Origin of the sequence: Mesorhizobium sp. IMUNJ 23232 (assembly GCF_044326205.1) — a bacterium.
GTDB lineage: Bacteria > Pseudomonadota > Alphaproteobacteria > Rhizobiales > Rhizobiaceae > Kumtagia.
Genome location: NZ_JBIRCY010000008.1, coordinates 44,318 through 58,891, shown reverse-complemented (window position 1 = coordinate 58,891; position 14,574 = coordinate 44,318). Strand labels below are relative to the sequence as shown.

11 protein-coding genes are annotated in these 14,574 nt (G+C 65.0%); 10 read left to right on the top strand and 1 reads right to left on the bottom strand.

From position 1 onward, the window contains the following. Positions 1-110 precede the first annotated feature (110 nt). The 6 genes from ACH196_RS07935 (at position 111) to ACH196_RS07910 (ending at position 7,402) form a co-directional block, all read left to right on the top strand. On the top strand, positions 111-1,367 hold the full coding sequence (locus tag ACH196_RS07935; RefSeq protein WP_396646342.1) for an ABC transporter substrate-binding protein: 1,257 nt from the start codon (positions 111-113) through the stop codon (positions 1,365-1,367). Between the two features lie 90 nt (positions 1,368-1,457). Next, entirely contained in the window at positions 1,458-2,333 is an 876-nt protein-coding gene (locus ACH196_RS07930) for a carbohydrate ABC transporter permease (RefSeq protein WP_396646341.1), read from the top strand. Further along, entirely contained in the window at positions 2,330-3,256 is a 927-nt protein-coding gene (locus ACH196_RS07925) for a carbohydrate ABC transporter permease (protein WP_396646340.1), read from the top strand. Before ACH196_RS07930 ends, ACH196_RS07925 begins: the two co-directional genes overlap by 4 nt. 11 nt (positions 3,257-3,267) lie before the next feature. Continuing rightward, positions 3,268-4,344: a LacI family DNA-binding transcriptional regulator gene (locus ACH196_RS07920; RefSeq protein WP_396646339.1), complete on the top strand. Its 1,077-nt coding sequence runs from the start codon at positions 3,268-3,270 to the stop codon at positions 4,342-4,344. Positions 4,345-4,355: 11 nt separating this feature from the next. Beyond that, entirely contained in the window at positions 4,356-6,260 is a 1,905-nt protein-coding gene (locus ACH196_RS07915) for a glycoside hydrolase family 127 protein (RefSeq protein ID WP_396646338.1), read from the top strand. Between the two features lie 2 nt (positions 6,261-6,262). Then, positions 6,263-7,402 (top strand): ABC transporter ATP-binding protein, encoded by a 1,140-nt coding sequence (locus ACH196_RS07910; protein ID WP_396646337.1) that lies wholly within the window; start codon positions 6,263-6,265, stop codon positions 7,400-7,402. 6 nt (positions 7,403-7,408) lie between these two features. Here ACH196_RS07910 and ACH196_RS07905 read toward each other — a convergent pair whose 3' ends face one another. Continuing rightward, complete coding sequence (locus ACH196_RS07905) at positions 7,409-7,888, bottom strand: MarR family winged helix-turn-helix transcriptional regulator (protein WP_396646336.1); 480 nt, start codon at positions 7,886-7,888, stop codon at positions 7,409-7,411. A gap of 153 nt (positions 7,889-8,041) precedes the next feature. Here ACH196_RS07905 and ACH196_RS07900 point away from each other — a divergent pair, with 153 nt between their 5' ends. From ACH196_RS07900 to ACH196_RS07885, 4 genes are read left to right on the top strand one after another with little or no spacing between them, the layout of a single operon-like run. Then, entirely contained in the window at positions 8,042-10,114 is a 2,073-nt protein-coding gene (locus ACH196_RS07900) for a hydantoinase/oxoprolinase family protein (protein ID WP_396646335.1), read from the top strand. Between the two features lie 10 nt (positions 10,115-10,124). Beyond that, positions 10,125-11,882 (top strand): hydantoinase B/oxoprolinase family protein, encoded by a 1,758-nt coding sequence (locus tag ACH196_RS07895; protein WP_396646334.1) that lies wholly within the window; start codon positions 10,125-10,127, stop codon positions 11,880-11,882. A gap of 33 nt (positions 11,883-11,915) precedes the next feature. Continuing rightward, entirely contained in the window at positions 11,916-13,022 is a 1,107-nt protein-coding gene (locus tag ACH196_RS07890; RefSeq protein WP_396646333.1) for a sugar ABC transporter substrate-binding protein, read from the top strand. Further along, positions 13,019-14,566, top strand: a complete 1,548-nt coding sequence (locus ACH196_RS07885; RefSeq protein ID WP_396646332.1) for a sugar ABC transporter ATP-binding protein — start codon at positions 13,019-13,021, stop codon at positions 14,564-14,566. The genes ACH196_RS07890 and ACH196_RS07885 overlap by 4 nt, the downstream gene beginning before the upstream one ends. The last annotated feature ends 8 nt before the right edge of the window (positions 14,567-14,574 follow it).

The window sequence follows — 14,574 nt, the reverse complement described above, 5'->3', positions numbered from 1 at the left end:
ATCGCTGCCAATGCCAACCGCAGCGAACCCATTGGAGTGAGGGAAAAGCTTTTCCCAGATGGAGGAGTTTGCAGGACTACGCATAAAAAATTGGCAACAGGGAGGAACCTATGAGTTTGCCAAGGTTGAAAACATCGCTCGTCGGGCTCGCGGCGCTTGTGCTTGCAGGTGCGTTTCCGGCAATGGCCGAGGATCTGCAGATGTGGGAGCGCAGCGGCGGCAACGCCGGCATGGTGGACGCTCTCGTGGCGGCCTGGAACGAAAAGAACCCCGACCGCAAGATCAATCTCACCTACATCCCGCACACCGAGATGGTGCCGAAGATCGCGCAGGCGATCGCCAGCGGCGAGGTGCCCGACCTGATGGGCATGGACCTGATCTACGGCCCGCAGTTCGAGGCCGCCGGGCAACTGGTCGACATCACCGACAAGGTCAAGGACTGGCCCGAACTGAAGACCGCCAGCCCCGGTCATATGGCGGTGTCGACCTATGAGGGCAAGCTCTACGGCGTGCCGCTCTATGCCGACGTCTCGGCGCTGTTCTACAACAAGGACCTGTTCCGCAAGGCCGGCCTCGATCCGGAGAAGCCGCCGACCAGCCTCGCCGAAATCAGGGAGTACGCCGACAAGATCACCGCGCTCGGCGGCGACGTGAAGGGCTATTTCCTTCCCGGTTCCTGCGCCGGCTGCAACATCTTCACCGTCGGCCCCCTGATGTGGGCGAGCGGCGCCACGATCGAGCCGGAGGCCGCCAATGGCGAGCCGCTCAATGGCGACGGCGTCAAGGAAGTGCTGCAATGGGCGCGCGACATGATCAAGGCCGGCAACGTCCATGAGGACGCCCGCGCCGAGACTGGCGAGACGTTCCACCTGCGCTTCGGCTCCGGCAAGCTCGGCATGATGGGCACCGGCAACTTCAACATCACGCTGGCGAAAGAGCAGAACCCGACGATGGATTTCGGCATCGCGCTTCTGCCGGGCGTCAAGAGCGGCGAGGTCTCCTCCTTCGCAGGCGGCGACATCGTGACCATCCCGAAGGGCAGCAAGCGGGTCGACGACGCCGTCGACTTCATGAAGTTCCTGCTGTCGGACGAGACCCAGGTCGAGGTCTACGCCAAGATGCTCAACATGACGACGCGCGGCGACATGACCGACAACAAATACTTCGAAGCCGAGCCCAAGGTGCAGCAGGTGGCCAAGGCGATCGCGGTCGCCAGGACCCCCTACACGCTAAAATTCTTCGAACTGATCAACTCGCCGCAGGGCCCGTGGCTGCAGATGCTGCAGCGCGCCTATTATGAGGACACGGACCTCGACACGATCATCGCCGACGCCAAGGCGCAGATGAAGGCAATCGCGGCGGAATGAGCGTTCTCCCTTGGGCCGCGGTGGCAAGCGCCGCCGCGGCCGCTTTTTGAAAGAATTTCCGGTCGGCAGAGTTCAGGAAAACGGCTGAAGATGCATTCGGTGAATGGCAGATATGTCGGGCTTCTCTATCTCGCGCCGGCGCTCGCCTTCGTCTCGGCCTTCACCGTCTATCCGTTCCTTCAGATGATCTGGATGTCGCTGCACAACTGGTCGCTGATTGCCGCCAAGAAATTTGTCGGCGCCGGCAATTTCGTGAAGGCCTGGCACGATCCGCAACTCTGGACGGCGCTCGGCTTCACCTTCAAGTACACACTCTACATCACCCCGATCCTGATGATCCTCGGCTTCCTCATCGCGCTGCTCACCGCCACCAACACGCCGTTCCGCAAATTCACCCGCGGCGTGGTCTTCGCGCCGGTGGTCATCGGCCTCGGCGCGTCGAGCCTGCTCTGGTACTGGCTGTTCAGCTACGATTTCGGCCTGGTCAACCGCACGCTGCTCGACCTCGGCCTCGTCTCGAAACCCGTACTGTGGTTCGGGGCCGACGCCGACGTGTCCCTGTGGGCGGTCATCGCGTCGATCGTCTGGAAGGTGGTCGGCTTCGGCACGATCCTGTTCGTCGCGGCGATCCAGGCCATACCCGGCGAGATCAACGAAGCGACGATGGTCGACGGCGCGACCTACTGGCAGCGGGTGCGCCGCATCACCTTGCCGCTGACGGCGAGAACCATCCTGCTGGTGACGCTGGTCAGCGCCATCGGCTCGCTGCTCGCCTTCGACCAGTTCTACATCATGACCGCCGGCCAGCCGCGCAACCTGACGACCACGGCGGTTTTCCTGATCTATCTCAATTCCTTTCCCTACCTGAAGCTCGGCTACGGCTCGGCACTGTCGCTGATCCTCGCCGCGATCATCCTGGTTTTCACGGTCTTCCAGATCGTGCTCACGCGCAGGAGCCATGGGTGACCGCGGGATCGGGCATGGGTGTGAGCACCGGCTTTCCCGCGGATGGGCAGGTAGCCGGGAGCGGCTGGCGCGGCGGCGTGGAGCGCCTGTTCGAGGGCCGCGCGAAATATCTGGTCGCCGCCACCTGCGTGCTCACCTGCACCATCATGCTGCTGCCGCTCGTCGCCTCGGTCCTGGCGTCGCTGAAATCGACCGTCGAAGCGGCCGCGGTGCCGCCGACCTATTTTCCGCACGGGCTCAGCCTGGACAGCTACCACCGACTGTGGAATTTCCAGGCCGGCCTGCTCACCTATCTCGGCAACAGCGCAGGTGCGGCGCTGCTGACCATCCTGTTCTGCCTCGGGCTGACGATCCCCGCCGGCTACGCGCTGGGCCGGTTTCCGGTGCCCGGCAAGGAAATCTTCTTCCTCATCCTCCTGCTCGGCCTGATCATCCCCTACCAAGCCTTGCTCACGCCGCTGTTCTTCATGTTCGTCCAGCTCAAGCTGCACAATTCGCTGGTCGGGCTGGCGATCGTCCACACCGCGATCCAGTTGCCGTTCAGCATCTACATCATGCGCAACGCCTTCGAGGCGGTGCCGCGCGAACTGGAAGAGGCGGCGGTGATCGACGGCTGCAATAGCTGGCAGGTGCTGGTGCGGGTGTTTCTGCCGGCGATCGTGCCGGCCATCATAACGGTCTCGCTGTTCGCCTTCATCACCTCCTGGAACGAATTCCTCGCGGCCCTGGTGCTCATGAACAAGGACAGCGCCTTCACCTTGCCGCTGGTGCTTGCGGCGGCGCGCCAGCAGACCAGCATCGGCGGCACAGACTGGGGCATGCTTCAAGCCGGCATCACCATCTCGATCATCCCGTGCATGGCCTTCTACCTGCTGCTGCAGAAATATTACGTCTCCGGTTTCCTCAACGGCGCCGTCAAATAGGAGCGGGATGGATGGACAAGACCGCCCCACCGCCAGCCGCGCCCGATGAAACCAGAGCACCGCTGCGTGCCGCGCCGACGATCCGCGACGTCGCCCGCATCGCCGAAGTCTCGATCGGCACGGCTTCCAAGGCGCTGAACGCCGGCGGGCGGCTCAGCCAGGAGACGCGCGATAAGGTGCTGCGCGTCGCCCGGGAAATCGGATACCGGCCGAACGACCTGGCCCAGAGCCTGCACCGCGCCAAGTCGCGAACCATCGGCATCATCTCCAACGACAGTTTCGGCAGGTTCACCTTTCCGATCGTCGAGGCGCTGGAGGAGCGCCTCGCCGACGAGGGGATCGCGGTCTTCATGTGCAACGCCACCGACGATCCCGCCCGCGAGCGCCAGCATGTCGACCAACTCCTGGGCAAACGGGTCGACGGCCTCGTCGTAACGGCGCGGCGCGCCGACAAGCGTCCGCCGATCGGCCCGTTCGCGCATGGGCTGCCGACCGTCTACGTGTTCAGCCAGGCCGATGATCCGGACGCCCTGTCGCTGCTGCCCGACGACGAGGGCGGCGCGGTGCTGGCGGTCGAGCATCTGGCGAGCCTCGGCCGCAAGCGGATTGCGCACATCACCGGCCCGGAGCATTTCGAGGCCGTGCGCTTGCGCAGGGCCGGCTACTTTTCTGCGCTCGCGGCCGCCGGGCTTCCGCGGACCGACCTATTCTACCTCCCGGGCGTCTGGTCGGAAGCCTGGGGCCGCGAGGCCGTGGCGCGCCTCTTCCAGGGGGGCACGCCAAAGCCCGACGCGCTGTTCTGCGGCAACGACCAGATCGCACGCGGCGCGGCCGACGCCTTGCGCGAGATGGGCCTGGCGGTCCCGGCGGATGTCGCCATCGTCGGCTTCGACAATTGGGAGGTCATGACGCTGGCGACGCGGCCGCCGCTCACCAGCATCGACATGAACCTGAAGGCGCTGGGACGCGAGGCCGGCGACCGGCTGATCGACATGATTTCCGGCAAGCGCATCGGCGGCGTCCAGCGCCGCCCCTGCTCATTGGTGGTGCGGCAGTCGTCCGTTGCCGAAGGCGAAGCGGGAATTTGAAGGGATTTGTGATGGGTCAATTTGCACCGGTGCGCTTCGTCGACGTTCACCTCGAAGGCCGGTTCTGGCGCGAGCGCCTCGACACGGTTCTGGCACGCACCATTCCCAGCCAACATGTGCAGCTCGGCAGGCATGGGATACTGGACTCGCTGACGCTACCCAATCCACCGCCGCCGCTGCGCTATCCGCGCAACCACCACGATTTCACCGTGCAGGTGTTCTGGGATTCCGATGTCGGCAAGTGGATCGAGGCGGCATCCTATGCGCTGTCGCACCGTCGCGACGCCGATATCGAAGCCAAGATCGAGAAGATCACCGACGATCTCGAAAAGGCCCAGGCGCCCGACGGCTACCTCAACTGCTGGTACTTGCAGCGCGAGCCGGAAAACCGATGGACCAACCTGCGCGACAATCACGAGCTGTACAATCTCGGGCACCTGATCGAGGGCGCGATCGCCTACTTCCTGGCGACCGGCCGACGCCGGCTGCTTTCCATCCTGGAGCGCTATGTCGACCACGTGCGCAAGACATTCGGACCGCGTCCCGGCCAGAGGCGTGGCTATTGCGGCCACCAGGAAATCGAGCTGGCGCTGATCCGCCTCTACCGCCTGACCGGTGAAAGGAAGCAGCTCGATCTCGCCGCCTATTTCATCGACGAACGCGGAAGAGAGCCACACTATTTCGACCAGGAAGCGGTGGCGCGCGGCGAGGATCCCGGGGATTTCTGGGCGAAGAGCTACGAATACAACCAGTCGCACAGGCCCGTGCGCGAGCAGGACAAGGTCGTCGGCCACGCGGTGCGCGCCATGTACATGTATTCGGCCATGGCCGATCTCGCGGCGGAACTCAAGGACGATGGCCTGAAACGCGCCTGCGAGGTGCTGTGGACCGATGTCATGGCCTCGAAAATCTACATCACCTCCGGTCTCGGCCCGGCTGAAGCGAACGAAGGCTTCACCGAGGACTACGACCTGCCCAACGACACCGCCTATGCCGAGACCTGCGCGTCGGTGGCCCTGATCTTCTGGGCGCAGCGCATGCTGCATCTCGACCTCGACGGCAAATATGCCGACGTTCTGGAACAGGCTTTGTTCAACAACGCATTGGGCGGTCTCTCCCGCGACGGCGAGCATTATTTCTATTCCAATCCGCTCGACAGCAACGGCCGCCACAGCCGCTGGGCCTGGCACACCTGCCCGTGCTGCACGATGAATGCGTCGCGCCTCGTCGCCTCGGTCGGCGGCTATTTCGTCTCGCACAGCGACGACGCGATCGCCTTCCACCTCTATGGCGGTATCTCGACAGAGGTCACGCTCAAATCCGGCAAGGTCGCCCTTCGCGAGGTCAGTTCCTATCCCTGGTCGGGCGACATCCGCATCGAAGTCGCGCCCGAGACACCGGCCGAATTCGCGCTGAAGCTGCGCATTCCCGGCTGGGCGCGTGGCGCGAGCGCATCGGTCAACGGCCAGACGGTCGCCGTGGAACCGGCGACCGTCAACGGCTATCTCACCATCCTGCGCCGCTGGCAGGCGGGCGATATCGTCGATCTCCAACTGCCGATGCCGCCCGAACGCATCTATGCCCATCCCTCGGTGCCCATGGATGTCGGTCGTGTGGCGCTGAAGCGCGGGCCACTCGTCTATTGTGTCGAGGAAACCGACAATCCAGGCGGGCCGGTGCAACGGCTGAGGTTGCCGCGGCACTCCGAGATCACGGTCGAGCAGCGTCACGACTTGTTCGACGGGATCGTCACCCTCGCGACTGAGGCAGCGCGCGTCGGCGACGACGGCTGGCATGGCACACTCTATCGAACGGATCCGCCGGCCGAGACGCCGGCCAGGCTGACCGCCCTGCCCTACTATCTCTGGAACAACCGCGAGAAGGGCTCGATGATGATCTGGCTTGCCGAGACATGAATATGCAGACCCGCATCACCGGGCACGGGCAAGAGCTGGATCTGCAGCACGTCGAAATGCGCGCAGTCAGCAAGCGCTACGGCGAATTCACCGCGATCACCAATCTGAATCTCGGGATCGGCAAGGGGGAGTTCTGCGCCCTGCTCGGCCCGTCCGGCTGCGGCAAGTCGACGATCCTGCGCATGATCGCCGGCCTGGAGCCGGTGAATGCCGGATCGGTGTTCATCAATGGTGTCAACGTCACGAAGCTGCACCCGGCAAAACGCCGGATCGCCATGGTGTTCCAGTCCTACGCACTCTACCCGCATTTGACCGTGCGGCAGAATATTGCCTTCTCGCTCTCGGTCGCAGGCGCGCCGCGCGAGGTGCAGGCGAAACGCGCCGATGAGATCGCCGCCCTGCTCCAGCTCGGCCATCTGATGGACCGCAAGCCGGCGCAGCTTTCCGGCGGACAGCGCCAGCGCGTCGCCATCGGCCGGGCACTGGTGCGCGAGCCCGAGGTGTTCCTGTTCGACGAGCCGCTCTCCAATCTCGACGCCATGCTGCGCGTGCAGATGCGTATCGAACTGGCGAAGCTGCACAAGACGCTTGGGGCGACGATGATCTACGTCACCCATGACCAGGTCGAGGCGATGACGCTCGCCGACCGCATCGTCGTGCTCGACCGCGGCGTGGTCGCCCAGGTCGGCGCGCCGCTGGAGCTCTATGCGAAACCCGACAACAAGTTCGTGGCGTCGTTCATCGGCTCGCCGACCATGAATTTTTTGGCCGTGACGCCGAGGAGCGTGGCCGGCCGCGACATCACGCTCGCCTTCGACGCCGCCGGCCAGCCGGCATCGGGCAGCTTGACGGTGCGGGCGCGGAGCGTTCCCGGCGGCGCTTCTCCGACGCCTGCCGAAATCGGCATCCGCCCCGAGCACATCGCCATCACCGACCCCGGCAAAGCGGGCGCGCATCTGACCGGTCACGTACAACTCGTGGAACGCCTGGGCAACCTTACGATCGTCTATGTGTCTACCCCAGCGGGGCAACTCGTCGTGGAGGGCGGCGGTGAACTTGCCGTCAGGACGGGCGAGCCAATCGGCCTGATGCTCGATCCCGCGCGAACGCATATGTTCGACAAGAACGGAAGCGTCGTCTGAGCGCCGTCATCCCTTCATGATTTCGGACTTCAGCAGATTGGGGCCTTCGGCGATCTTCCTCGCCAATTCGAAGAACGTCTTTCTCTCCGCCTGCGACAAGGGCGCCAGCCACTCTTCCTGACGCCGGCGCGAAACGTCGATGAGTTCGGTAAGCAGTTCTTCCCCTGACGGCGTCGCGAAAAGGCGTTTCTCGCGTCCGTCCGAGTCGGACGTTTCCTGAATGACATAACCGCGCTCCTCCAGCAGCGAGACTGCCCGGCTGATGGTGTTCTGTGGCCGGGGAAAGAGCAGCCGGATTTCCTTGGCGCGTATTCCCGGAAACATCTTCACCGCATAGAGCGCGGACCAGGCCTGTACAGGCATCCGGAAACGCCGTTCGATGAAACGGTTGGTGACGGCGTTGTTGCCAAGCACGACGTAGCTGATCACCGTCAGCTCCCGCAGGTCGCCTGCAAACATTTTGTCCAACAGCTTCTTGGCGCTCATCGCTGCTCCTCCGTTCATATCGCCGGTCCCAGGATGGTTTGCCTGCGGCTCCCGTCTCGGCCTCGTTGTGGCTTAATATATATCCATATGGATTCAACTTGCCAGATCAATCCAAATGGATCAATGTTCCGCCATACCCTGCTGGAGGTTGGAATGATTGCACTGGGCGTCGACGTCGGAGGAACGTTCACGGACCTCATCCTGGCCGACCTGGCGAAGGGGACGGTCACGATCCACAAGACGCCGTCGACACCGAACAATTCCGCCGAGGGCGTGATCGAAGGCATCAGGGGAATCTGCGAGATCGCAGGCGTCACGCCCGATGAGATCGAGGCGATCTTCCACGGCACCACCGTCGGCACCAACGCGATGCTGGTTCATGACGGCGCCGTCACCGGCATGATCACCAACGAGGGTTTTCGCGACATCCTGCATATCGGACGCCACCAGCGCCCGCAGCACTACTCGATCATGCAGGACCTGCCCTGGCAGAGCCGCCCGCTGATCCGTCGCCGCTTCCGCAGGACCGTCGCCGGCCGCCTCGATGCCAGGGGTGTGGAACTCCTCCCGCTCGACGAAGCAGCCGTCGCCGCCGCGGCGCGCGAACTGGGCGAGGCCGGCGTCGAGGCGATCCTGATCGGCTTCCTGTTCTCCTACGTGAATCCCGCCCACGAAAGATGCGCCGCCGAGATCGTGCGTAGCATCCTGCCGGACGTCTTTGTGACGACCTCGGCGGAGGTCTCGCCGCAGTTCCGCGAATTCGAGCGCTTCACCACGGCCGCCATGTCGGCCTTCATCGGCCCCAAGGTGCGCCGCTACATCGGCAATCTCAGCGATGAGCTGCGGAAACTGGGCGTCACCGGCGAACTTCGCGTCATGACCTCCTCCGGCGGCCTCGCCACACCCGAGATGATCGCAGAGCGGCCGGCCACCACGCTGCTTTCCGGTCTCGTCGCCGGCGTGCGCGGTGGCGCCTGGGTGGGCGAACATGCGGGAACCGATAGGCTCGTCACGCTCGACATCGGCGGCACCAGCGCCGATATCGGCATCATCCGCGACGGGCGCCTCGCGGAGGCGGATGCACGCAGCGCAAAAATCGCGGACTTCCCGGTGATGCTGCCGATGATCGACATCCACACGATCGGCGCGGGTGGCGGCTCGATCGCCTATATCGACCGCGGCAAGGCGTTCCGTGTCGGTCCCCAGAGCGCAGGAGCCGACCCTGGACCGGCGGCTTACGGCCGCGGCGGTTCTCTGCCGACGGTCACAGACGCCAATCTGGTGCTCGGCCGGCTGGTCGCCGACAACTTCCTCGGCGGGCGGATGTCGCTCGACGCGGAGGCGTCGGCGCGTGTCATCGGCGAACTGGCCGGCAGGCTCGGCCGCTCGCCCGAGGAAACCGCGGAAGGCGCGCTGACCGTCCTCAACAGCAACATGGCGAATGCCATCCGCTCGCGCACGGTGCAGAAGGGTATCGATCCGCGCGCCTTCACGCTTGCCGGCTTCGGCGGCGCAGGTCCGCTGCACGCAGCCGAAGTCGCGGCCATGCTCGACATGCGGGACGTGCTGATCCCGCCGCATCCGGGCATAACGTCGGCGGTCGGCCTGCTCACCGCCGACCTCGAATATCACGCGCTGCGAACAGCCTTCGCGGTCAAGGGCGCGCTCGACATCGCCCGGCTCCAGAGCCTCTTCGACGACATGGAAGAGGAACTCGGCGCGATCTTCGAACGCGACAAGGTTCCGGCGGAGCGCGTGCGCATGCTGCGACAGGCCGATCTGCGTTATGTCGGCCAGGGCTACGAGCTCAAGATCGACGTGCCGGACGGCGCCCTGACGGAGGCAGCGCTCGATGCCGTCTGGCGCGCCTTCCACGATCGCCATCGCGAAGAATACGGCCACGCCTTCGAGGCCAGCCCGATCGAGATCGTCACGGTCAAGGTGCGCGGCCTCGGCATGGTCGACAAGCTCGCCGAGCCGCCGGCCTACAAGGTATCCGGCGAGCCAAGGCAGGTCGGCGCCGGGCGTTGCGTCTTCCGCGTCAACGATGTGCTCGAGACATTCGAGACGCCGCATATCGAGCGGACCTCGCTTCCGGTCGGCCGCAGGTTCAGCGGACCGGCGATCCTCCTGCAGACGGACACCACCACCGTCGTCCCGCCGGGCTGGACCTACTGGGCCGATCGCCACGGCAATGTGCGCATGACGCGCGATCACAAGGCTTGAGGGGAAAATCATGCAGACGCGCGTCGATCCTTTCCTTGCAGCGGTCATTCACGGAGCGCTGGAAAATATCGCCATCGAAATGGGCCACAAGCTCATGCGGATGAGCTATTCGAGCATCATCCGTGAGAGCGAGGATTTTGGCGCCGCGCTGACGGACGCCACCGGCCGCCAGCTTTGCGAATGCACGATGAGCACGCCGCTGCAGTCCGGGCCGATCCCCGGCTACATCGCCGGCATCCTGCGTGAGCTTGGCAAGCGCGGGGACAAGGTCAGCCCCGGCGACGTGTTCATGCACAACGATCCCTATGGCGGCGCCTCCCACGGACCGGACGTCGGCTTCGCGGTCCCGATCTTCCACAAGGGTGAGCTCGCGGGTTTCTCGGTCACAACCGCGCACCATCTCGACATCGGCGCGCTGACTCCCGGCAGTTGCGGCATCGTAGATGCCGTCGACACCTATGCCGAGGGCCTGCAATTCAAGGCCGTGCGTGTCTACGAGGCCGGCCGGAAGATCGAGCCCGTCTGGCAGATCCTGCGCAGCAACATCCGCATCGCCGACCTGGTGGTGGGCGACATGGAGGCGCAAGTGGCGGCCGCGCGCATCGGCGCCGAACGCTACGCCGCGCTGCTGGAACAATACGGTCTCGACACCGTCACCGGCGCCTATGAGGACCTACTCGACTACTCGGAAAACCTGATGCGCGACGCCATCGCGCGCATTCCGGACGGCCGCTACAACGCAAGGACCTTCATCGACGGCTATCTCGACAGCCCGGACCCGGCGCTGAAGGAACTGCCGATCGAGGTCACGCTGACGATTGAGGGTTCCGACATCCATGTCGACCTGACCGGCACCGCGCCCCAGACGCCCAACAAGCCCATCAACATGCCGCTGGTCGGCACGGTGGATTGCGCGGTCTGGCTGACGCTCCGCTCGATCCTGCTGGACAGCGACGTCTACGGCGCGATCCCGCAGAACAGCGGCCTCACCCGCCCGATTACCATCTTCGCGCCCGAAGGCTGTCTGGCGAACCCGATCTTCCCCGCCCCTGTCATCGCCCGCTTCTGCCCGGGCAACGCCGTCGCGGATACGGTGATGAAGGCGATTGCCCCGGCTGTCCCGCAGCAGGTCAGCGCCGGCATCGGCAATCTGCGCGTCATGGCCTTCAGCGGCGTCTCGCAGGGCGCGCCATGGGTCCACATGGAGATCATGGAAGGCGCCTATGGAGGCCGGTATGGCAAGGACGGCATGGATGCGGTCGACACGCTCTATGCCAACACCCGCAACAATCCCATCGAGGACATCGAGTCCCATCTGCCGCTGCGCGTCCTCAACTACGAGCTGCGCGAGAACGTGGCGGGCGCGGGCGCGTCGCGCGGCGGCATCGGGTCGATCCGCTCGTTCGAGCTGCTGGAAGACGGCGCGGTTTCCATCGAGGGCGACGGCCAGCGCTTCCGCCCCTGGGGTTTTCTCGGCGGCGCCGACGGCTCCCCGGCCAAGGTGCAACTGTTGCGCGCGGCCGGCGGCACGGAAGACCTGCCGTCGAAGATTCCATACCGGCATCTCGCCAAGGGAGATCGCATCACCGCCTACGGGCCGTGTGGCGGTGGGTACGGCGACCCGATGACCCGCGATCCCGACGCCGTGCTCGACGATGTTCTGGACGGACTGATCGACGCGCAGACGGCGCGGTCCGACTACGGCGTTGCCCTGGACGGCAACACCATCGACCGCGCGGCGACACGCACGCTGCGCGGACAACACTAAAGGGAACCACGGCGTCTCACAGAGGAGAAACAGATGAAACGCATTGCATCGATTACAGGCGTGGCTTCGGCATTGGTGCTGGCCGCGCTGCTGCCGGCGGCGGCACAGGAAGGCGTCGACAAGGCCAAGGCGAACATCGCCGCCTATGCCGGCATTCCTGACTTCGTACCGGCCGGTGAGCCCTTCGACGCCAAGGCCTGCATGGCCGGCAAGAAGATCTTCACGATCCCGGCGTCGAGCGCCATCCCGTTCATCAAGACCATCAGCGACCACAAGTCCAAGATCGCCGGGCAGCTCGGCTTCGAGCACATGGAGTGGGAGAACCAGGGCAATCCCACGCAATGGATCCAGGGCATGGATTATGCCGCCAACAACGGTTTCAATCTGGTCAGTCTGCTGGCAGGGGCTGATCCGCGCTTCTTCGAGCCGCAGGTCATGCAGACCCAGGCCAAGGGCCTCAAGGTCGTCACCTCGCACCTGACCGGACTGGAGCAGGATGCGCCGGCGGGCGTTGATGCCGCTGTCGCCATCGACTACCGCAAGGCCGGCGAACTGATGGCCGACTGGACCATCGCCAAGACCGGCGGCAAGACCAACGCCCTCGTGGTGGTCTCGAATGAGGCGCTGTCGACCGACTCGATCGTCGGCGGCCTCAAGGAAGCCTTCGATACACGCTGCCCGGACTGCAAGTACGAGATCGTCAACGTGCCGATCACCGACTGGGCGACCAAGATCCAGCCGACCGTGGCGGGCGCCCTGCAGGCGAACGCCGATCTCAACTATGTCATCCCGATCTATGACAGCATGTCGAGTTTCGTCACGCCGGCGATCGCCATCGCCGACCGCGGCGACAAGGTGAAGGTTGCGACTTTCAACGGGACGCCCTTCGCGCTCGACCTGATCCGCACCGGCGACGTGGAGATGGATATCGGCGAGAACCTCGACTGGATCGCCCATGCCATGCTCGACGCCGAGATGCGCCTGCTCTGTGGCAAGGAGACGATCCGCGACTCGAAAGTTCCGCTGCGCATCTTCGACGCCGGCAACATCGCCGAAACCGGCGACCCCGCCGATGCCGCCAAGGGTTATGGCGACGCCTATGTCGAGGGCTATCGCAAGCTCTGGCAGATCGCCGAGTGACCACAGGGACTGTTCCCCGGCTGGCGATCAGGGGACTGACCAAGTCCTTTGGCGGGGTCCACGCGCTATCGCGCGCGGACCTTGCCGTCATGCCCGGCGAGATCCATGGTCTGCTGGGCAAGAACGGATCGGGGAAATCCACGCTCATCAAGATCCTCTCCGGCTTCCACAAGCCGGACGAGGGCAGCCTGGAACTCGACGGCAGGCCGGTTCCCCTGCCGATCCCGCTCGGCCGCGGCGAGAAGATCGGCCTCTCCTTCGTCCACCAGAATCTTGGCCTCCTGCCCGAGGCGACGGCTCTGGAAAACCTGATCGCCGGAGAGCACGGCCGCGCCGGGCAATGGTTCATCAACTGGAGCGCCGAGGCCGCTCGCGCGCGACGGCTTTTCGAGCGGCATCATCTCGACCTCGACCCTTGGGCGACTGTCGGCGACCTCTCGCCGGTCAAGCGCGCGCAGCTTGCCATCGTGCGCGCGGCCGACCGTGTCGGGTCGCACAACGAGCACGCGACGCCCGGCCTGCTCGTCCTCGACGAGCCGACGCCCTTCCTGCCGATCGAAGATGTCCGCCAGCTCTTCGCCATGATGCGCCGGCTGAAGCAGACGGGTGTCGGCATCATCTTCGTCTCGCACGACATCGACGAGGTCATGGAGATCACCGACCGCGCGACCGTGCTTCGCGACGGAGAGGTGATCGACAGTTTCGACACGGCCACCACCAGCCGGGCGCGCATCGTCGAAGCGATCGTTGGCCGTTCCCTGACGCAGGAGCGGCTTGTCGATGCCGCACCCGCCGCAACGAAGCCTGCGGTATCCGTCACCGGCCTTGCCGGCCGGGTCGTTAGCGGTCTCGAATTCGACGTCGCCCCCGGGGAGATCCTGGGTCTCACCGGCCTGATCGGCTCCGGCTACGACGAGGTACCCTATCTCCTGGCCGGCGCCCATGCCGCGCGCTCGGGACGGCTGGACATGGGCGGGGCGATCCACGATCTCGCCGCCATGAAGCCGGCGGATTCGATGGCTGCCGGCATCGCTTTCATCCCGGCCGACCGGCAAAAACTCGGTCTCGCCCTCGATCTCAGCCTCACCGAGAACGCCATGCTGCCCATGGCCGCGCGCGGCGACAACCGCTTCCTGCTCGACCATCGGGAGCGCCAAGCCAGGACGGCCGATCTGATGCGCCGCTTCGTGGTCAAGGCGCAGGCGCCGCGGCAGGCCGCATCAGAGCTGTCGGGCGGCAACCAGCAGAAGCTGCTGCTCGCCAAGTGGCTCCAGCTCGATCCGAACCTCGTGCTGCTCGACGAACCGACCCAGGGCATCGACATCGGCGCGCGCCGTGAGATCTACGACCGACTGCTCGAAGCCTGCGCCAGGGGCGCTTCGGTCATCTGCGCGACCTCCGAATTCGAGCAGCTCGAAATGATCGCGCATCGCGCGCTGGTGTTCGAGCGCGGCCGGGTCAAGGCCGAACTGCGGGGCGGCGAAGTCACCAAGTCCGGCATCGAGGCGGCCTGTTACGGGGAAACCAGAATTCATGCTGCCTAGGAACGATC

What these genes read in the sequence shown, in the direction of transcription:
- ACH196_RS07935 (WP_396646342.1), top strand. Translation starts at nt 111, where the DNA reads ATGAGTTTGCCAAGGTTGAAAACATCGCTCGTCGGGCTCGCGGCGCTT.
- ACH196_RS07930 (WP_396646341.1), top strand. Translation starts at nt 1,458, where the DNA reads ATGCATTCGGTGAATGGCAGATATGTCGGGCTTCTCTATCTCGCGCCG.
- ACH196_RS07920 (WP_396646339.1), top strand. Translation starts at nt 3,268, where the DNA reads ATGGACAAGACCGCCCCACCGCCAGCCGCGCCCGATGAAACCAGAGCA.
- ACH196_RS07915 (WP_396646338.1), top strand. Translation starts at nt 4,356, where the DNA reads ATGGGTCAATTTGCACCGGTGCGCTTCGTCGACGTTCACCTCGAAGGC.
- ACH196_RS07910 (WP_396646337.1), top strand. Translation starts at nt 6,263, where the DNA reads ATGCAGACCCGCATCACCGGGCACGGGCAAGAGCTGGATCTGCAGCAC.
- ACH196_RS07905 (WP_396646336.1), bottom strand. Translation starts at nt 7,888, where the DNA reads ATGAGCGCCAAGAAGCTGTTGGACAAAATGTTTGCAGGCGACCTGCGG.
- ACH196_RS07900 (WP_396646335.1), top strand. Translation starts at nt 8,042, where the DNA reads ATGATTGCACTGGGCGTCGACGTCGGAGGAACGTTCACGGACCTCATC.
- ACH196_RS07895 (WP_396646334.1), top strand. Translation starts at nt 10,125, where the DNA reads ATGCAGACGCGCGTCGATCCTTTCCTTGCAGCGGTCATTCACGGAGCG.
- ACH196_RS07890 (WP_396646333.1), top strand. Translation starts at nt 11,916, where the DNA reads ATGAAACGCATTGCATCGATTACAGGCGTGGCTTCGGCATTGGTGCTG.